This is a genomic window from Rufibacter sp. JT3400010 (genome assembly GCF_054956755.1).
Map to the genome: position 1 here is coordinate 52,761 of NZ_JBUDXA010000008.1, position 20,685 is coordinate 73,445.

15 protein-coding genes and 1 riboswitch are annotated in these 20,685 nt (G+C 51.2%); of the genes, 6 read left to right on the forward strand and 9 right to left on the reverse strand.

Annotated features, from left to right (window positions below):
• Positions 1-25 precede the first annotated feature (25 nt).
• From ACY0JR_RS10155 to metF, 6 genes are all read left to right on the forward strand, one after another.
• Entirely contained in the window at positions 26-2,524 is a 2,499-nt protein-coding gene (locus ACY0JR_RS10155) for a DUF5916 domain-containing protein (protein WP_462633940.1), read from the forward strand.
• A 2-nt stretch (positions 2,525-2,526) separates the two neighbouring features.
• Positions 2,527-3,189: an oxidoreductase gene (locus tag ACY0JR_RS10160; protein ID WP_462633941.1), complete on the forward strand. Its 663-nt coding sequence runs from the start codon at positions 2,527-2,529 to the stop codon at positions 3,187-3,189.
• Between the two features lie 157 nt (positions 3,190-3,346).
• Positions 3,347-4,186 (forward strand): SAM-dependent methyltransferase, encoded by an 840-nt coding sequence (locus tag ACY0JR_RS10165; protein ID WP_462633942.1) that lies wholly within the window; start codon positions 3,347-3,349, stop codon positions 4,184-4,186.
• A 119-nt stretch (positions 4,187-4,305) separates the two neighbouring features.
• Positions 4,306-4,815, forward strand: coding sequence for a hypothetical protein (locus ACY0JR_RS10170; RefSeq protein ID WP_462633944.1), 510 nt, complete (start codon positions 4,306-4,308; stop codon positions 4,813-4,815).
• Positions 4,816-5,381: 566 nt separating this feature from the next.
• A riboswitch (SAM riboswitch) is annotated at positions 5,382-5,490 on the forward strand.
• An 82-nt stretch (positions 5,491-5,572) separates the two neighbouring features.
• On the forward strand, positions 5,573-9,262 hold the full coding sequence (gene metH, locus ACY0JR_RS10175) for a methionine synthase (protein ID WP_462633945.1): 3,690 nt from the start codon (positions 5,573-5,575) through the stop codon (positions 9,260-9,262).
• Positions 9,263-9,652: 390 nt separating this feature from the next.
• Positions 9,653-10,606 (forward strand): methylenetetrahydrofolate reductase [NAD(P)H], encoded by a 954-nt coding sequence (gene metF / locus ACY0JR_RS10180; RefSeq protein ID WP_462633946.1) that lies wholly within the window; start codon positions 9,653-9,655, stop codon positions 10,604-10,606.
• A gap of 296 nt (positions 10,607-10,902) precedes the next feature.
• Here metF and ACY0JR_RS10185 read toward each other — a convergent pair whose 3' ends face one another.
• From ACY0JR_RS10185 to ACY0JR_RS10225, 9 genes are all read right to left on the reverse strand, one after another.
• On the reverse strand, positions 10,903-11,838 hold the full coding sequence (locus ACY0JR_RS10185) for a DUF4249 domain-containing protein (protein WP_462633947.1): 936 nt from the start codon (positions 11,836-11,838) through the stop codon (positions 10,903-10,905).
• Between the two features lie 6 nt (positions 11,839-11,844).
• The gene (locus ACY0JR_RS10190) at positions 11,845-14,211 is read right to left on the reverse strand and encodes a TonB-dependent receptor (RefSeq protein WP_462633948.1); all 2,367 of its coding nucleotides are present in this window, start codon (positions 14,209-14,211) and stop codon (positions 11,845-11,847) included.
• A gap of 293 nt (positions 14,212-14,504) precedes the next feature.
• On the reverse strand, positions 14,505-15,446 hold the full coding sequence (locus tag ACY0JR_RS10195; protein WP_462633949.1) for a succinylglutamate desuccinylase/aspartoacylase family protein: 942 nt from the start codon (positions 15,444-15,446) through the stop codon (positions 14,505-14,507).
• A complete protein-coding gene (rimK, locus tag ACY0JR_RS10200; protein WP_462633950.1) occupies positions 15,424-16,359 on the reverse strand; it encodes a 30S ribosomal protein S6--L-glutamate ligase in 936 nt (311 codons plus the stop codon). The genes ACY0JR_RS10195 and rimK overlap by 23 nt, the downstream gene beginning before the upstream one ends.
• Positions 16,356-16,850, reverse strand: a complete 495-nt coding sequence (locus tag ACY0JR_RS10205) for an ATP-dependent zinc protease family protein (RefSeq protein ID WP_462633951.1) — start codon at positions 16,848-16,850, stop codon at positions 16,356-16,358. The genes rimK and ACY0JR_RS10205 overlap by 4 nt, the downstream gene beginning before the upstream one ends.
• A gap of 97 nt (positions 16,851-16,947) precedes the next feature.
• Positions 16,948-17,133 (reverse strand): hypothetical protein, encoded by a 186-nt coding sequence (locus ACY0JR_RS10210; RefSeq protein ID WP_462633952.1) that lies wholly within the window; start codon positions 17,131-17,133, stop codon positions 16,948-16,950.
• 110 nt (positions 17,134-17,243) lie between these two features.
• Positions 17,244-18,455: a PQQ-dependent sugar dehydrogenase gene (locus tag ACY0JR_RS10215; RefSeq protein WP_462633953.1), complete on the reverse strand. Its 1,212-nt coding sequence runs from the start codon at positions 18,453-18,455 to the stop codon at positions 17,244-17,246.
• Between the two features lie 121 nt (positions 18,456-18,576).
• Positions 18,577-19,389, reverse strand: a complete 813-nt coding sequence (locus tag ACY0JR_RS10220; RefSeq protein ID WP_462633954.1) for an alpha/beta hydrolase — start codon at positions 19,387-19,389, stop codon at positions 18,577-18,579.
• 145 nt (positions 19,390-19,534) lie between these two features.
• Positions 19,535-20,677, reverse strand: a complete 1,143-nt coding sequence (locus tag ACY0JR_RS10225) for a hypothetical protein (RefSeq protein ID WP_462633955.1) — start codon at positions 20,675-20,677, stop codon at positions 19,535-19,537.
• Positions 20,678-20,685 lie beyond the last annotated feature (8 nt).

Sequence of the window (20,685 nt, forward strand, 5' to 3'; positions counted from 1 at the left end):
TCCACTAATTGCCGCCCTTTGCTCTATGAAATACGTCTGTCTGCTTTTGCTTTGCCTGGGCAGTACCTTCCTCAGCTATGCCCAAGCGCCTAAAGTCACCAAGCAGATTACCGCAGTACGTACCACCACACCCCCTAAGTTAGACGGCATCCTAGACGAGGAAATCTGGAAGCAGGTACCCGCCGCCACTGACTTTACCCAAACCACCCCCGCCAATGGGTCACCGGCCCGCCAGCACACCGAGGTACGCCTGTTGTATGACGATGAGGCCGTGTACGTGGGTGCCCTGCTGTTTGACACTGCCCCGGATTCTATCTTATCCCAGCTCAGTCAGCGTGACGGGGGGCAGGTAAACGCCGATATGTTTGGGGTGTACTTTGACACGTACCTGGACAAGCAGAACGCCTTCGGGTTTGAGGTATCTACCGCTGGCGTACAGACGGACTTTAAAGCCACCAGCAACGGAAACCAGACCTCCTGGGATGCCGTCTGGCAAAGTGCCGTCGCCAGAAATCCGCAGGGCTGGAGCGTGGAGCTCAGAATCCCGTATTCGGCCATCCGGTTCCCGAAGAAAGACGTGCAGACGTGGGGCATTAACTTCTGGCGCTCTACCCGGCGGTTTCGGGAAGACTCATTCTGGAACTTCGTGGACAACTCCATTCAGGGGTTCGTGAATCAGTTTGGCGAGGTGCACGGCATCACCGGCCTGCAGGCTCCCTTGCGTTTGTCCCTCATGCCGTACCTTTCCGGCTACGCCGACCATTACCCGCAGGACCAGCCCGGCAAGAAAGACCTGAAAACCACCGTGAACGGCGGCATGGACATCAAGTACGGCATCAACGACGCCTTCACCCTGGACATGACTTTGGTGCCGGATTTTGGGCAGACGCAGTCAGATGCGCAGGTACTCAACCTGTCGCCGTTTGAGGTGCGTTTTGACGAAAACAGGCAATTTTTCACGGAGGGCACCGAGCTTTTCAACAAGGCAGGGCTTTTCTATTCGCGTCGCATCGGGGCGCAGCCGCTCAACTACTACAACTACACCTATGACAAAGAGCGGTACGGCGAAGATGCGTTGATTTTGGAAAATCCAGAGAAAACCAGCTTGGTCAACGCCACCAAATTATCTGGTAGAACCAACAAAGGTCTGGGGATTGGCTTGTTCAACGCAGTGACTAGAAACTCTTACGCCACCCTTAAAAGTGGCCTCACCAACGAAGAGTTCAGGGTATTGACCGACCCGGTGACCAATTATAATGTTCTGGTGCTGGACCAGAGTTTGCCTAACAGCTCGTTTGTCACCTTCACCAACACCAATGTAACCCGAGGGGCCGGTTTCTACAATGCCAACGTGACGGGTCTCATGAGCAAACTCACGAACAAGAAGAACTCCTACACCCTCAACCTGACTGGTAACCTGAGCCAACGCTACAACAAAGGCGAACTACAGCCAGGAACTGCCAAGGTGGAATTGGGCCACATGTATTCGGCCAGTTTTGGGAAAACCAGCGGCAATTTTCAGTTCAACGTACGGCACACCGCCGAAAGCCACACCTATGACATCAATGACCTGGGCTACCTGGACAACAACAACTCCCGTGAGACGCAGGCGCACATTGCCTATAACATTTACAAGCCTTTCTGGAAACTGAACAACCTCTACAACGCCCTGGGCGTGCAGCACCGCATGTTGTACAAGCCGTCGGTGTTTACCCAGTTGGTGTATTTTCTGGAGACCAATGCCACCACCAAGAAATTCCTCTCCTTCGGGTCTAATATTGCGTGGCTGCCCAAAGATGGCTATGACTATTTTGAGCCTCGTTCTTACAAAAACGGCGTACCCGATAGAAAATGGCGTAAACCCGCCGGTTGGGAAGTAAGCAGCTACATTTCCAGCGACTACCGCAAGAAACTGGCCCTGGACGTGAACTTCGGGTTTTACCTAGCACCGGAATATGACCAGTTTGACAAATGGATTGGCGTAAGCCCAAGGGTACGGGTCAACGATCACCTGCAATTGGTTTACGGTCTTAACTACAACCACGCACCACGGGATTTCGGCTTTGCCGGAAATGGCCTTCAGGACAGTATTTTCTTTGGCCGAAGAGAAGTACGCACCGTGAACAACACCTTAACGGGCACCTACATTTTTAACGCCCGCACCGCGCTTAACCTGAACATGCGCCATTACTGGTCCAATGCCACTTTTAACCAATACCTGCTCTTGCAGGAAGACGGAAACGGATCGGTTCTGGGGTATAGGCCTCTTACTCCGTCTGCCCAGCCGCGCAACTTCAACGCCTTCAACATTGACCTGGTGTACAGCTGGCGTTTCGCGCCGGGCAGTGAGGTGAGCGTGGTCTGGAAAAATGCCATTTATGACAGCGCCTTGTCCCAGCGCACCGACTATTTCCTGAACCTGGGCAATACGCTGCAAGCCAAACAATTGAACAGCTTCTCCGTTAAGATTCTATATTACCTGGACTACCAGGTGCTCAAACGCGCCCTTAACACAAGATCTTAACCATGGTCTCTCCCAAAGCTGCTCTTATTGCCGGTGCCAGCGGACTGGTAGGCAGTCACTGCCTACAACTGCTGCTGCAAAGCCCCCGGTACAGCAAAGTAATTGCAGTAGGCCGCAAAAGACTGGACATCAACCATCCCAAACTGCAGCAGATCATCGTAGATTTTGACAACCTGGAAAAACACCGCCACAGCCTCATCGCCGATGACGTGTACTGCTGCCTGGGCACCACCATCAAGAAAGCCGGTTCCAAAGAAAACTTCCGGAAGGTAGATTACACCTACGTGGTGAACCTGGCCAAAATCACCTCCACCCATTTCGCTTCCCAATTTCTGGTGGTTTCGGCCTTGGGCGCCGATGCTGATTCCCGTATTTTCTACAATCAGGTGAAAGGCGAAATGGAGCGAGACGTGAAAAAACTGCCGTTCACCGCCGTGCATATCTTCCAACCATCTTTGCTGCTGGGCGAACGCCAGGAAGTACGATTTGGCGAGAAAGCCGCCGAAGTATTCATGAAAGGAGCGAGCTTCCTGTTTAACGGTCCCTTGCGCAAATACAAAGGTATTCCGGCCAAGAGCGTAGCCAAGGCTATGCTGGAAGCAGCCAAGCAAGACGGCGGCGGTGTACTAGTCCACCCCTCTGAGCAAATGCAGCAGTACGCTTAATTATTTGAACTGTAGCGTCGTTACACCGTAACGACTTGTCTCCCTGCAACAGAAGAACAGCCCCTCATCCAGGGCATAGTATTGCAAGGAACGGTTCTTTGTTAGTGGTGGCATTTCTGCTTCGTAGAACCCCGTCGTTACGGTGTAACGACGCTACATGGGTCAACTTCCGTCCGTTTCCCGCGTACTGTTTGCAAAACCACCCCAAACCATGGACTCGGCCCAACACCAGATACAACACCATTTTCCGCGCAGTACCCAATATGACCCCACGTGGGTGCGCGAGCATTCCATGGGCGAGAATGTGCTCTTCAATCTGGAAAGCATCACCTCGCTTATTCCCTTCAAGAAAGGGATGCGCGTGCTGGATTTAGGCTGCGGGAAAGCTGCCAGTTCTATCTTTCTGGCCAAGGAGTTTGACGTACAGGTGTGGGCCGTGGACGAAGCCATCTCCGCCTCAGCGAACTACAAACGGGTGCAGGAAGAGAATCTGGAGAACCACGTGTTCCCGCTTCAGTTGGATGCCCGTTCGTTGCCCTTCCCCGAGGAGTTCTTTGATGTGGTGCTGGTCATTGACTCGTACACGTACTTCGGAACCGATGACAAGTACCTGCCCTATATCTGCCGTTTCCTCAAATCTGACGGGTACATTGGCATTGTGGACGTGTGTTTCAAAGACGAGATTGAGACCATTGACCAGGTACCCGAGTTTCTGCGCGAAGATTTTCAGGCCTACTGGTACTACATCCACTCGGTGGCCTGGTGGCGCAAACTCTGGGAAAAGACGGGGCTGGTACAAATCAAAACCGCCGAGCTTCTGCCCGCCGCAGACCTTATCAGGGAGCAATACGTGCGCGATTTTGAGGAGCACGGCCAGAAAAAAGACCCGTTTGCCCGAGGTCTCAAAAAAGATACGGACCACCAGATCAGCTTCTTCCGGCTCATTGGGCAGCGTACCTCCCGCGAGGCGTACCTGCAATCCTACAAAAAGAGCTAACTTGCGGGCCAGAAAAGCATTTTACTGGTTTTTATCCACAGGTAAAATATTCACAGGGGCTGAGAAGTTCTAAGAAGACAAACCCTGTTGCGCTGTCTTTTGTGAAGAATCTTTTTACTATGAAAAACAAACATCTTATTTTTGGGCTGGCATTACTGTTGCTCTCCTTCGCCAACCTGGAAAGCGCCAAGGCTCAGACCGTGGGCCTCGGTCTGCGGGTGGGAGGTTACAACGCTGGTATCTCCGGAAAGTATTTCTTCAGAGATGACCTCGCCATAGAAGGAATTCTGGGAACTGGTTTCGGCCGAAGAGGTTTTCAGCTAACCGGTTTAGTGGAGCAACACGCCTCGGCCTTTGGCATACAGGGCCTGCAGTGGTTTTACGGAGCTGGCGCGCATATTGGCGTCTTCCGCGGAAGGTACTACCATGAGCCCTCCAACAAACACTATGCAGGCTCTTACAATAGAACTCTCGCCACGTTGGGAGTAGACGGTATTGTAGGTTTGGAATATCAGATTACGGAAATTCCGATTTCAGTGGGTATCGATTTTAAGCCATTTTTCGACATCAACCGAGACGGTCTTTTCTTGTATGGCGACGGAGCTCTGACCGTCCGCTACACATTCTAATGCTTCCCCGAACCTACTTGAAAAGCCTGCCTCGTGCAGGCTTTTTCTATTTAGGCAATTCTGTTTCAAGTTTGTTTTTGAAAAACTGAGGCAAAGACAATCAGGCATGAACCACTTTTATCAGACATTTTTCATCCTTCAAGTTTGAGCGAAGCGGTAACTTGGAGGAATATCAACAGCCAGTTTGTAACTGGCGCTGTGCAATAGTATCTATAACAGTCCGCCAGTTGCAAACTGGCCTCAAAGCACACCACAAGTTACCGCTTCGCTCAAACCTGCGGTATATATTCAGTTACTCTGTAACGCTGTGTTTTCATGAAACAGAAAGGGCTATTCCAGAACAGAACCTGATTTGAAGCGATTCCAACAGAAAAGCCTTTGTTTCTAAAAACATCTTTGCTGCGTAGCACCACGACGTTACAGTGTAACGTCGCTACATGAGGTCATCCCTGTTCTTTGCGTCATTTTACCAAAACAGAACATCCTCCCATTCTCTCCTTCCCTCAATCATTCAACCACTCATTGCCACATTTGCAGAATCCAACTGCAGCCCGTACCTTTGCAGATGCTTATCAAGAAAGACGGAGGGATTAGGCCCTATGATGTCTTAGCAACCCAATTCAGTTGGGTGCTACTTCCTACCTGACGCCCTTCCGGCCGATGGGGAGATGAGTGCAGGCCTTGCCTTACCCTACCCTGCACGCTTCCTCCTGCCCTTTCTTGAGCCGCAACTAACCCTTTAGGTTTGCACAAGAAGATGACTCCAATAGAGGAAGAAGTAAAGAAACGCATATTAGTTTTAGACGGTGCCATGGGTACCATGATTCAACGGTACAACCTCCAAGAGGAAGATTACCGCGGCGAACGTTTCAAAGACTATCACCTGGATGTGAAGGGCAACAACGACTTGCTCTCTATCACCCAACCCCACATCATCAAAGAAATCCACAGTCTCTACTTTGAAGCTGGCGCCGATATAGCCGAAACCAACACTTTCAGCGGCACCTCCATCGCCATGGCCGACTACGACATGCAGGACCTGGTGTACGAACTGAACTACGAGTCTGCCCGCATCGCCCGCGAAGCCGCTGATGAGTGGACTGCCAGAACCCCTGAGAAACCGCGCTTTGTGGCCGGTGCCATAGGACCAACTAACCGTACCGCTTCTCTTTCCCCAGATGTGAACAACCCCGGTTACCGCGCCATTACCTATGACGAGCTGGTAGAAGCCTACACTGAGCAAGTGAGAGGTTTGGTTGACGGCGGCGTGGATTTGCTCTTGGTAGAAACCATTTTTGACACCCTCAATGCGAAGGCGGCTCTATTCGCCATTGACCAATACAGCCAGCAAACCGGCAAGCGCCTGCCGTTGATGGTGTCTGGTACTATTACCGATGCCAGCGGTCGGACTTTGTCTGGCCAAACCGTTGAGGCGTTTTTGTACTCGGTATCGCACATGCCGTTGTTGAGCGTGGGCTTTAACTGCGCTTTGGGTGCCAAGCAGCTGCGTCCTCATTTACAGTCTCTGAGCAAAGCGTCTAAATTTCATATCAGTGCCTATCCCAATGCCGGTCTTCCCAACGCCTTCGGAGCGTATGACGAGACGCCGGAGCAGATGGGTCAGCACATCAAGGACTTTTTAGACAACAACTTCGTGAACATTGTGGGTGGATGCTGCGGTACCACCCCGCCGCACATCAAGGTCATCGCTGAGATTGCTGCCCAGTACCCACCTCGTCCGTTGCCGCAACTGCCGGCTGTGCCTACCTACTCCGGTTTGGAGCCGCTTACCGTGTTTGAAGGCTCTAACTTTATCAACATTGGCGAGCGCACCAACATCACCGGCTCCAAGCAATTCAAGCGTCTTATTCTAAATGAGCAGTACGAGGAAGCTTTGGCCATTGCCCGTCAGCAGGTGGAGAACGGTGCCCAGATTATTGACGTGAACATGGACGAAGGCATGCTGGACTCTGAGGCCGCTATGACCTTGTTCCTGAATTTGATTGCTTCTGAACCAGACATCGCCCGCGTGCCCATCATGATTGACTCCTCTAAGTGGAGCGTGATTGAGGCCGGATTGAAGTGCGTGCAGGGAAAAGCCATCGTAAACTCCATCTCGCTCAAAGAGGGCGAAGAGGCGTTCAAAGAGCGCGCCCGCAAAGTGCGCAGCTACGGAGCCGCTGTAGTGGTAATGGCGTTTGACGAAGAAGGCCAGGCCGATAATTACGAACGCCGCATTCAGATCTGTGAACGTGCCTATAACATCCTGACCAAAGAAGTGGGCTTCCCCGCCGAGGACATCATCTTCGACCCGAACATCCTGACCGTTGCCACGGGCATGGAGGAGCACAACAACTACGCCGTAGACTTCATCAATGCCACCCGCTGGATTAAACAAAACCTGCCAGGCGCCAAAGTAAGCGGTGGCGTGAGTAACATCTCCTTCTCTTTTAGAGGCAATGACCCCGTGCGCGAGGCCATGCATTCTGTGTTCCTGTACCACGCCATCAAAGCCGGTCTGGACATGGGCATCGTGAATGCCGGTATGCTGGAAGTCTACGAGGAAATCCCGAAAGACCTGCTGGAGCGCGTGGAAGACGTATTGCTGAACCGCCGCTCAGATGCCACCGAGCGCCTAGTGGAGTTCGCCGAAACGGTGAAAAACAAAGGCAAAGAGGTAGTGCGTGACGAAGCATGGCGCAATGAGCCGGTGCAGAAGCGTTTAACGCACGCTTTGGTGAAAGGACTGGTAGAGTACATTGACCAGGACGTGGAAGAAGCTCGTCACTTGTACCAGAAACCGCTAGAAGTGATTGAAGGTCCGCTCATGGACGGCATGAACGTGGTGGGTGACTTGTTCGGTGATGGCAAGATGTTTTTGCCGCAGGTGGTGAAAAGCGCCCGCGTGATGAAGAAAGCCGTGGCGTATTTACTACCTTACATCGAGGAAGAAAAAGTACGCGCCGCAGCTTCCGGAGACACCTCCACCCGCCAAACCAACGGCAAAATCCTGATGGCGACGGTGAAAGGCGACGTACACGACATCGGGAAAAACATTGTGGGCGTAGTGTTGGCCTGCAACAACTATGAAGTGATTGACTTGGGGGTAATGACGCCTGCCGATAAGATTCTGGATGCCGCCCGTGAGCACAACGTGGACGTGATTGGCCTTAGTGGTTTGATTACCCCGTCACTGGACGAGATGGTGCATGTGGCACGTGAAATGGAGCGTCAGAACTTCAACATTCCGCTGCTAATTGGCGGTGCCACTACTTCCCGCGCGCATACTGCGGTGAAAGTAGCACCAGCCTATAATGGCACCGTGGTACACGTGTTAGATGCCTCGCGCAGTGTGCCGGTAGTTGGTAATTTGCTGAGCCCTGATAACAAAGAACAGTTTGCGGTAGACATCAGGAAAGAGTATGATGAGATGCGCGAAGGGTACCTGAGCCGTCAAAAGGACAAGAAATACCTGCCGTTGACCCAAGCGCGTGCGAACAAATTGCCCATTGAATGGAAAGCCGAAGACGTGTACGCTCCAGCCAAAACAGGTGTGCAAGTATTCCAGAACTTCCCGCTGGAGGAATTGGTGCCGTACATTGACTGGACTCCGTTCTTCCAGGCGTGGGAGCTACACGGCAAATTCCCGAAACTGCTGGAAGACGCGGTAGTAGGCGAAGCTGCCACCAAGCTGTACGCCGACGCCCAAGTTCTACTCAAGCGGATTGTAGACGAGAAACTACTAACCGCTAACGGTGTAGCAGGCTTGTTCCCGGCTAACTCTGTAGGCGACGATGACGTGGAAATCTACACCGATGAACAACGTACTGAAATTCTCACCCACTTCCGTACGCTACGCCAACAAGGCCAGAAAGGACCAAACGTGCCAAACATCGCATTGGCTGACTTTGTAGCGCCAAAGGAAACCGGCCTAGCAGATTATACTGGAGGTTTCGCAGTAACGGCTGGGATTGGCTTGGATGAACTGGTGCAGCAGTTTGAAGCAGACCACGACGATTACCACAGCATCATGGCCAAAGCCCTAGCTGACCGTCTAGCCGAAGCATTTGCCGAGAAGCTGCACGAGATCGTGCGGAAGGAAATCTGGGCCTACGAACCAGAAGAAAGCCTCACGAACGAGGACCTGATTAAGGAGAAATACCAAGGCATCCGTCCGGCACCGGGGTATCCGGCTTGCCCAGACCACACCGAGAAAACTACGCTGTTCCAATTGTTAGAGGTGGAGAAGAACACCGGCATCACCTTAACCGAGAGCCTAGCCATGTACCCCACCGCAGCGGTTTCTGGCATGTACTTCGCGCACAAGCAATCACGTTACTTCGGACTTGGCAAGATTGAAAAAGACCAGGTAACGGATTACGCGCAACGCAAAGGCATGAGCGTGGAGGAGACCGAGCGTTGGTTATCACCAAACTTGAACTACTAATTTCTGTTTAGGGGCTGGTTTGATGAAAACAGTCCCTAAACAACAAGTTTAGAGAACCTTACTTAGGACGGGATCTGCATTGGATGGAAACCTTGCTAATTACCCGTTAGCTCGTTCTCCGCCAATAACTCACTTCCCCATTTTGCCATCCTGAAAGGAACTTGTGGGCGAACTAGAAAAGCGTTGAAGAAGCCTCATGGCCGTTCGCCCACAAGATCTTTCCAAGATGACAAAATGGGGTAGGAAAAGTAATAAAGAGGAAGGTAAGAGAAGAAAGTAAAAGATAAACAACCACGAGGCGAACGCCTCAAGAACACTCACCCTCGCTAAACAAAAGGGAACGGGATTAACAAGAAATAAAGGCTTACGCCTGAGACATATATAACTTCAATGAAAGTTACTGAGCATTTACAGAACGCTACCAACACCCTTTTCTCATTTGAGATTCTGCCGCCGGTAAAAGGTACCAGCATCCAATCCATTTACGAAGGCATTGACCCGTTGATGGAGTTCAAACCGCCGTTCATCAACGTTACCTACCACCGCGAGGAATACGTGTTCAAGGAGCGGGAGAACGGGTTATTGGAGAAAATCACCATCAGAAAGCGGCCGGGCACGGTGGGCATTTGTTCAGCGATCATGAACAAGTACCACGTAGATGCGGTGCCACACATCATCTGCGGGGGCTTCAGCAAAGAGGAAACCGAGAATGCCTTGATGGACCTCAACTTCCTGGGCATTGACAACGTGTTGTTGCTGCGCGGCGATGCCGTGAAAACAGAACCTGGTTTCCGTCCGCACAAGAACGGACATTCCTACGCCTCTGACTTAATCAAGCAGGTAGTGCAACTGAATCACGGCGTGTACCTGGATGAGGACATGGCCAACCCCGTGCCTACCGATTTCTGCATCGGGGTGGCCGGTTATCCGGAGAAACACATGGAGGCCCCTAACCTTTCTACCGACCTAAAATACCTGAAGCAGAAGGTAGATCTGGGCGCGAATTACATCATCACGCAGATGTTCTTCGACAACAAAAGGTTCTTTGATTTTGTGAATGCGTGCCGGGCCGCGGGAATTAACGTGCCTATCATTCCGGGCCTGAAAACGTTGACCACCAAAAACCAACTGAACGTGCTGCCGCGCTACTTCAACATAGATTTGCCAGAAGATTTAGTGACTGCGGTGGAAGCCTGCCAAACTGCTAAAGACGTGAAACAAGTAGGCGTTGAATGGACCATCCAGCAGTGCAAAGAATTGATGGCGTTTGGGGTGCCGTGTCTGCACTTCTATACCATGAGTAAGTCTGATGCTACCCAAGCGGTGGCAAGGGCTATTTTCTAAAGCTGTTTTAGCCTTGCTTTTGGTAAACTGCCTTGAAACAACCAATAAGTCCTAAAAAAGTAATTTCCCTCGCTCGCCTCTGGCGAGTGTGAGCTACCTGCGGCGTCCCGCCGCTTTGAGGTTGTTTGTTCAAAAGGAGCAGAGAAACGGCCAGAGGCCGCAGGTAGCTCACACTCGCCAGAGGCGAGCGAGTACGTCCAATTCTTTCGCCCTATTTTCTGGGAAAAGGTCTTAAAACAAACGAGCCATCTACTACGCAGATGGTTCGTTTGTTTTAAGTATGAAACGGAAGGCCTCTATAAGTTAATCCGGAATTTGGTAGTGGTGATACCACCAAAGTTGCCGTAGCCGTTCCGGATGTTGCTGTGCAGGTTTAGCGGTTCGGCGAAGGGATTGTCTTCTTCGTAGTTGCCTTTGGAACGCTCGTAGAGGTACAGGTCCTGGGTGAGATGCTGCAGGGTTACTTCCAAGTACTTAGGGGGCGCGCCGCCTCCAGTATAGGCTCCTACTCTATTGGAATAGGTAATGACGCCTTGCTTGGCCCAGCCATCGTCAAAGACGTTGTATAGTTCAATTTCCTCTATCTCTTCGCCAAAAATATCATCATTTTCATTGGTGGAGTAAAAGTTGCCCACGGGCCGGTCCTGCTCATCCTTTAATTGCACGTACAGACGGTAGTAGTTCTGTTGGCCGGCAATGTCTTGGAACTGGACCCGCAAGATGCCTGATAAATTAAATTGACCGTTCTTCGCATCGGGTTGGAAGGTAGCCGAGGCTACGGGCACAGGGGCGGGCATGGTCAGTTTGCCTTCTATGGTTTCAAAGTTGGGGGCACTTACCGTAAGCGTGTATTGCTGGCCGGGTACTGGCGTAAACTCATTGGAAGGTTTGTAGCTGCCTTGCTCTGGGTTATATTCCAGGGGCACAAATGCAAAACTTTGGCGCGTAGTACCGTTGCCGTCTTTGAGGGTGATAGCCGCATCTTTGACCATACCGTTGCGCCAAAGGTCATCGCCGGCCAGCACAGACTGGCTGCGCCCGATGTACATGTTCTGCTTAGGGTTGTCGGTGTTGAGGTTGTACTGAACCGCCAAGCGCGGAATATGCGGAGGAACTTCAATCTCTACTTCCTTCTCACAGCCAGACAGCGCCAACGCCAACGCTGCTCCAACCAGCAAACGGGCTCTTTTACGTTGATTTACAGAAAACAGGGTTAAAACAGAGGTGAACATGCGCTGCTAGAACTTAAAGGTTTTGCTGATGGAAGGTAAAATGGGGAACAGGCTGATCTGCCGGAAGGTAGCCGATTCATCTTCGTTTCTAGCCGACTGCACATAGATAAAGTAAGGGTTCTTGCGGTTGTAAGCATTGTAGAAACTGATGTTGTTGACTACCTCGCCCCAGCTTTTCTTTTTAGTATGGCTCAGGCTGATGTCGGCGCGGTGATAGGCGGCCATGCGGTAGCCGTTACGGGAACCATAGTCGTTATAAGTGGCAGTTCCGCCGTAGCCTCCCTCCCAGGCCTCACCCAGCACATAGCGGGCTTCGGGCAAGGTCACGGAGTTGCCGGTACCGTACACCCACGTGGCAGACAAGGACAGATTGGGTTTCAGCTGATGGATCACCACTACCTCAAAGTCATGGCGGCGGTCATAGCGGTACGGGAACTTCTCGCCCCGGTTCAGCTCGGGGAACTGGCGGTTAGACCAGGCCAAGGTGTAGCCAATCCAGCCGTTGGTGCGGCCCGTTTTCTTGTGCAGAAACAGTTCCATGCCGTACGCCCAGCCTTTGCCAGTGGTCACTTTGGTGTCCCAACTGCTGGAAATACCAATGAAAGACGCGCCCTCTTTGTATTCAATGAGGTTGTTCATGGTCTTGTAATACCCTTCCAGGCTGATTTCCATCTTGTCTCCGGCAATGGTGCGGGTGGCACCCAATGCTACCTGGCGCGAGCGCTGCGGCTTTATCTTCTCGGTAGAAGGTACCCATAAATCCGTGGGCAAGCCGATGCCGCTGTTGGTGAGCAGGTGAATGAACTGGGTCATGTGGGCGTAAGACGCTTTCAGGCTCAGCTTCTCGGTGGCGATGAACCTGACGGAGGCGCGTGGCTCAATGGATGAATACGTTGCCTTGTTCACCAGAAAGCCGTTGGCCCGTACGCCTACGTTCACTTTCAAGCGTTCAGAAAGGCGCAAGTCATCTTCCAGGTATACGCCTACCTCCTGTGCGTTGGTTTTCCTGGTGTTCACTTCCAGGTCTTCAGCATCGCCATCATCATTACTCCTCACCTGCAAGGCACCCGGCTGAAACTGGTGGTGCACGTATTGTGTCCCGAACCGGATGTAATGGTCCGGATTTGGGATGTAATCGAAATCCATTTTGGCGCTCAGGTCCCTGATATTAGAGAGGTACTTGAGTCTGTAGTCATAGCTTTGGCCCTGGTATTTAGATTCTTCCTCGCTGCTTATGTCAAATTGGTACTTGGTGTAGGTGAGGTGCGAGTTTAGGAAAAGCCGTTGATTGATGATGCGGTTCCAGCGGAAGGCCGAGGTCAAATTGCCCCAACCCAACCCGGCCTTGCTTTCTGACTGACCATTGTCTGCGCTCTCCATGGTGGCGTAGAATTCATCATAACCGGTGTAGGCACTCAGGTAGAGGCGGTCTTTGTCACTTACTTTCCAGTTCAGCTTGCCGTTGAGGTCATAAAAATAATAACCGCCTACGCCGTCTTCCTTGTTCATGAAAGGCCGGGCCAGTACGTCAATGTAGGTGCGGCGGCCCGAGAAAATAAAGGAAGCCACGTCTTTCTTGAGGGGTCCGCCTACGGTGAGGCGCGAAGCAATTAACCCAATGGAGCCCTCACCGTCCACCTCATGCATATTGCCTTCCTTCATGGAAATGTCCAGCACCGAGGACAGCCGGCCGCCGTACCGCGCCGGAAAGCCGCCTTTCACCAGTTCCACGTTATTGAGCGCCTCGGCGGTAAACACGGAGAAAAACCCGAACAAATGCGAAGCATTGTACACTGGCACGCCGTCCAACAAAATCAGATTTTGGTCTGGCCCGCCGCCACGCACGTACAGGCCGCTGGTCCCCTCGCCACCACTCTGCACACCCGGCAGCAACTGAAGCGTCTTGAGCACATCTACTTCGCCAAACAGCGCAGGAACTGATTTTATCTGACTCACACTCATGTTGATGGTGCTCATGCGGGTACTTTCGCGCACGTCTTCCTCGCGGGTATTCACAATCTCCACTTCGCGCAGAGCGGTGGCAAATGGCGTAAGCAGCAGGTTTTGACTCAAGTCTTTGTCTAGATAGGCAGAAAACTGGCGGCGCTCATAGCCCACGTAAGACACCACCAACTTCACCGAGTCTTTGGGCAGCGTGAGGCTGTAGAAACCGTAGGCGTTGGTGGCGGTGCCCTGCCCCGTAACCGAGTTAAGAATGGCTACGCCGATCAGGTTTTCGCCGGTCTCGGCATCGCGCACATAGCCGCTGATGGTGAATTTCTGCCCGAGGGCGGTGAGAGGAAGCAGGAGCAAAGCCAGGCCTACCAGGTGCCGCAGGCCACGTCTGCCAGCCGCCTTAAAACGAAAAGACATTCAGAAATGAGTTGAGATAAATGAAATACTACCCGCAGGGTTTACCTACTATGTAGGTAATGACAGGCAATATCAGGTTTACCCCTACGCTTTCCAAAATTAAATTAGTCCTAAAAGTAGATCCACTCGCTCGCCTCTGGCGAGTGTGGGTTACCTGCGGCCTCTGGCCGCTTTGTGAACGTTTATCAAAACAAGAAGATAAGCGGCCAGAGTTCGCAGGTAGCTCACACTCGCCAGAGGCGAGCGAGGTTTTTTTTTAGTTTCTCATCAATTTTTGCAGAACTATCCCAGAACTAGATCATCCCAATATTTAGAATGGCATCGCCTTGGTTTACCACGGGCATGTGGTTCAGGCCAATTACATAACCGCTCACCGGGGAGGTGATGGGATGGCTGGCATAGCCGAAGGGATCTGCCACGGTGCCCACTTGCTGGCCCCTATTAATGGCTTGACCGTTTTTCACGAAGCTTCGGAACAAACCGGCGCGGCGAGCGCGTATCCAGGTGGTTTTCTTGCAGACAACCGGCGGCTGCGACATGGGAACAGAATTGTCGGTCATACCCAGATGGTGCATGACGCGCATAGCTCCTTCTATGGCCGTATTGATGCTGTTTTCGTCAAACCGCAACGATTCTCCGGCCTCATACACCAGAATGGACTTGCCCATTTTGGAAGCTTCTTCACGCAGCGAACCTGGTCTCAGTTTGGAATTTAAGATGAATGGTGCCCCGAAGGCCTCGGCCATAGCCGCACTTTGCTCATTGTCCAGCTCGCACCTGATCTGAGGAAAATTGGAGCGGCTGGCTCCGCCGGTGTGGAAGTCAAGGCCATAGTCAATCAAAGGCAACACCTCCTGGGTAAACCGGGCGGCTACCCGGCTGGCCAGGGAGCCGTTGGGACTGCCGGGGAAACTCCGGTTCACGTCTTTGCCATCTGGTACCTCGCGGGAGAAGTTCAGGAAGCCGTAGATGTTGAGAATAGGAACTGCCAAGACGGTTCCCCGCAAAGGCTGCAACATCCGGCGCCGAATCATGCGCCGGATGGTTTCAATGCCGTTTACCTCATCGCCGTGCATGCCCGCCATCAATAGCAGCACCGGTCCCGGCTCCATGGCCCGGAAGACATGGATGGGAATATCAATTTGGGTCCCGCTGGGCAGCTTGGAGATGTTCAGCCGGATGAGGAGGTCGTCACCGGGATTTATCTCAATGTTATTGATGGTCATCTCCGCCATCTGGGGAACTGGTTGGTTTAGACTTTTTCTTCTTTCCTTTGGCTACCAGTAATTCTGTGTATTCCATGATTTTACCCGCTATGTCTTGTTGCGTGGCTTTTTCAATACCTTCCAGCCCTGGCGAGGAATTCACCTCCAGAATGAGCGGTCCGCGTTTAGATTGAAGCATGTCTACGCCGGCCACGTCCAGACCTAAAGACTTAGCAGCCATGAGTGCGGCAGCTTTCTCGGCGCGGGTGAGTTTGATAAGGCTGGCGCTACCGCCTCGGTGCAGGTTAGACCTAAACTCGCCCTCTTTGCCTTGCCGCTTCATGGCACCAACTACTTCGCCGTTTACCACAAACACCCGTATGTCAGCGCCTTTGCTTTCGGCTACGTACTCCTGCACAATGATGCGGGCTTTGAGGTTGTAGAACGCCTCAATCACCGATTCGGCGGCTTTTTGGGTTTCGGCTAAGACTACGCCCAAACCTTGGGTGCCTTCCAGTAACTTAATCACCAGGGGTGCACCGCCTACTTCGGCAATGAGTTCCTTTACTTTCTTGGAGTAGTTGGTGAAGGCAGTTTTGGGCATACCCAGACCGGCCCGAGCCATAATCTGCAGACTGCGGAGTTTGTCTCTGGAGCGCACAATGGATTGGGAGGCCACCACACTTTTCACTTTCATCATCTCAAACTGCCGCACCACCGCCGTGCCGTAAAACGTAACCGAAGCCCCAATTCTAGGAATAATGGCGTCTATGCCCGAGAGTAACTCGCCTTTGTAGAGAATGTGCGGGTCGCCTTTCTCCATGACCAGGTCACAGCGCAAATGGTCCAGCACCACCACCTCATGGCCCCGTTGCTGGGCGGCTTCCACTAAACGGCGGGTAGAATATAACTTAGGGTCTCGCGAGAGGATCGCAATTTTCATACAGGAGGGTTCTTGGGTTTGGTACTTTTTTTCTTGGTCTTTTTCTTGGCCTTAAGCGACAGGTACTTTTTGGAAACATCCACAATGAACCGTTTTCGGAGCAGTGTGCGCCCCAGCAGAACCGGATACTTTAAATCACTGCGGTCTGAGAGGGAGAACTCAGTCTCTATCTCCTGCCCATAGATCATGATCTTAGTACGGATGACGTAGCGTTCCTGCACATCGCCAAACGAACTTTTTACAGTCCGCAAATCAAAATTGGTAAACTCAAAGGCCTTGTGGTTGTACGCGGGGTGGTTGTCATGCAGCAACTCAAAATGAATGGCCCGCTGCCCGTCTGGCAAGTCCACCTCACAGATATTGTCGCAGTGAATAGAAGACGTATACGCGCCGGTATCAACTTTGGCTTCTATTTCATACAATTCCAGTTCAGGAAAATCTACCATCTCCCGCCGGCCTATGATCCCTTTAATAGGTTTGTCATCCTTCATGCTACAGAAATCAAGAACTATCAGAAGCTGTAATGGGCCTGTTTTCTGAAAAGCAGACCCATTACAGTTAATTCATACGCATAAGTGAAAGGCACGGTCAAATAGAAAACCGCTCCAGACATAGATGTTCCTCTTCTACCATCTTCATCCCGTGGGCATCTGTAGTAGTTTTAGTGATGGTCTGGCATTCTACATGGTCGTTGTTCTTTTCTATAAAGAATAACATGCCCACTGCTATCACTAAGATAGCGAACCCCACTGAAAGTAAATTCCGTTGCTCCATCTGCCTTTAGTTCATACCGGAAATGCATTGTGCTGTTTCTAATCCAATTTGTAGAAAATAAGCCAGAAACAGAATGGCAGTACTGCGTCTCTACACCGCTATCAAAAAAATTATTTATTGCCGGTGTAGGTGATGCGGTAAATGGCATCATTCATATCATCAGACACCAGCAGGGAACCGTCTGGCATCACCTCCACGTCTACTGGCCGGCCCCATTCTTTGCCGTCCTGCAACCAGCCCGCCGCAAACGGCACAAAGCTGCCTTTGCCCTGGGCATCGGTGCGGTAGAGGCTTAGGCGGTAACCAATCTTCTCGGTACGGTTCCAGGAGCCGTGTTCGGCAATGAAGATCTGGTTTTTATAGGTGTCGGGGAACATGGTGCCGGTGTAGAACTCCATGCCCAGCGTGCCGCCATGTGGATTCAATTTCTGTACCGGCGGAGTGTAGTCTGCGCAGTCTTTGCCTTTCCCGAACTCAGGGTCCAGGGTTTCGCCGGCGTGGCAGAACGGATACCCGAAATGCATGCCCTTTTTTGGGGCGCGGTTCAGTTCATCTGGCGGCATGTTGTCGCCCATGAGGTCGCGGCCGTTGTCTGTAAACCACAGTTCTTTGGTGGTAGGGTGCCAGTCAAAACCAACGGTGTTGCGCACGCCATGGGCGAACACCTCCAGGCCGGTGCCGTCTGGGTTCATGCGGTTGATGGCGGCGTACACGGGCTCTTTACTTAGGCAGATGTTGCAGGGCGCGCCCACCGGCACGTACAACTTGTCATCTGGCCCGAAGGCGATGTATTTCCAGCCGTGGTGCTCCTCTGTGGGAAATTTGTCATACACCACCGCGGGTTTAGGCGGGTTCTTAAGGTTCTGGGCAATGTTGTCATAGCGGGTAATGCGACTGATCTCGGCCACGTACAGCGCGCCGTTGCGCAGGGCTACGCCGTTGGGCATTTTCAGGCCACTGGCAATGGTAATCACCTCATCGGCTTTGCCGTCTTTGTTTCTGTCTGGCAAGGCATAGACGTTGCCTTTGTCGCGGGAACCCACGTAGAGCGTGCCGTCTGGCCCTAAGGCCATGGAACGGGCATTCACCACGTTTTGGGCGAAGTAACTGATCTGAAAACCATCTGGCAGGGAGATTTTAGCCAGGTTGGCATCGGTGGCGGGTTGCTCGGTGACGTTCTCAGAGGCAGTGTCCTGCGCAGCGGTGGAGGTTCTTTCACCCTCTTCGTTCGCATCGGGCTTGCCCGAATTAGAGGAACAGGCCAGTTGGCCCAGAAGCACCAGCATGCTGGCACCTAGTTTTAACTGTAAAGGAAGTTTCATAGTTTTAGATTGTACGGTATGGTGTAGAGGCGAAACTGAGCTGTCATTTCCGTTTCGGGCTACTTTGGCAAAAATAAGGTAAAAAAGGAATTCTCCTCCTGAGGCGTATACGCAAAGAAACTTACTTGGCTGCCTTGGTGCGGTGATTGCGTAGCCACGTGGCCACCGTGTAGAGCAAATTGGTATGGCCCGTCTGCAAAACCACCAGATTCTTTCGTTTTAAGGCATTCAGAAACACCTGTAACCGGTTCTGAGAGATAATCTGGTCGTACTTGCCTAAAAATACATTCACCTCAATGTTGCTCTGGTTTAAGAGCCGGACAATTTTGCGGGTATCAAAAACCAGATTGCTGAAGCCCGTCCAGCTGCGGTACACGCGCAGACGCTTCTGGGGGGAATCCATCTGCCAATGCGCAAACTTCACCAGCCCCGAGTTCACCCAGCGTTTCCGTTCCAGCCAGCTCAACGTCTTGAAAAACCGGGTTGGCCGCAGCACAATGCGTTTGAACATGCCTTGCAGCCAGCCCGGGTACGTGGCAATGCTGTACAACAAATGCGTCTTGATACCGTCTGGGGCAATCAGGTACAATTCCTCCATTTGGTCATGAAACTTCTCCAGCACCGTTAGCGCGAACTTCCCGCCCATGCTGAACGCCATCACCGAGAATCTTGCAATCTGCTCCTTTTCCAGCAATGCTTGAATAAACGCCTGTAGCTTCTTCTTGGAAAGCGGCTGGTCTGCCTTGCTCAACGTGCTTTGCCCATGGAAGAAAAGGTCAATGGAAAACACCGTGTAATCTGGCTGCAACGTGCGCGCCATGGTGTCATAGTAATGCCCTTCCTGCCCATACCCATGAAACGCCAGCAGCGCTCTGGGTCCGTTGCCCATTACGCGGTAATGCAGTTTGGAGGATTTTAGCTGGATGAAAGGCACGGGATAGTTGTTGGTTTTTAGTTGTTAGGGAATAAGTGGAAGCTGTCCCTACTACGAAGATGGTTTGACGGTAAGTTGTTTTTTGGGGTGTTTTTCTGAAAACGGAAGAGATACTTCCTGTTTCTACTACATCTGGTAGAGGAATTCAAAAGACGTTATATACAAGCTCTGCCAGATCACCCGTTATTTTCTTTTCACCAGCTTCCAAATCAAGATGCACAATCAACCTTAACTCACTTTCTGATAACAAAGAAACTTTAAACTTGAAATGATTCACTGAGGACAGGATGATTTCATTATCCACTACTTCATACTTGATTGCCTGAGGTATTTCATTTTCATCTGTAAGAAGCAAAAGCAGTTCAGGGTCTGTAAAGTCTAACAAGGTAAACGTAGGAAAAGAAATCAGCGCCTCACTAATGGAAGGTAATTTAGTGAGCTCTTTGAATTTCCATAGCTTGTATAACGAAACACGAGTCAGGCCTGCCTGCGCCCTGCATTTTGATTTAGAAACTTCCAGCCGCTGTAAATTTTCAATATTCTCCTCTGTTGGTTTTACCACCTTCCGCCACTCCTGATATCCGTATGTATCATTTCCCCTGGTAGGAGCATCCATTTCTATCCAAGTATTAAACAAGGCACTATGCACAGTGCCTCTTAGACATTCATTTTTTTGAGACACCTCCACATCTAGGCCTTCAATTTTCATTAGGTTGATGCGATGAGGAACAAACTTGTACCCTTCAAACCAATCGCCAATCTTTTGTTTAAGTAGCAGAAAGACTTCCTTGTATTCAAAAGAGGGAGATACAGTTATGGTTTGAGTACGGGAATAATTATGCCAATTAAGCTCCTGATCTTCACTAAAAATTCTTTCCCGCTCCAGTACTACTTCTGTTGTATCTAAGCCATAAATGGTGTAAAAAGGCCCTAACAAACAAATGGAGAAATGCAGCTCTTTGATCCATTTAAAGTCTACGCTCCCTTTCTGATTAATTACCAGACTACCTTCAAAACAAGGATAGGGAAGATAATGGCTGGTCTTAATTTTTTTGCTGACTTCTTTCTTCAGGTACTTTTTAAATTCTCCCCATTTTTTCGAATAATGACTGCGCGTATAAACGCTTTCGTGAATGATTTCATGTCTCAACAAAGTTTCCGGGCTCTCATCCTTGTAATCAACCTCTTCCTCCGTACAGTTTACTCCTAGAGGATAATACTTTTTAATTGTCTCATACAGCGGCCAGAAATCATACTCTTCTTCATTAAACCAAAAACGATCCTTCATAAGTGGTA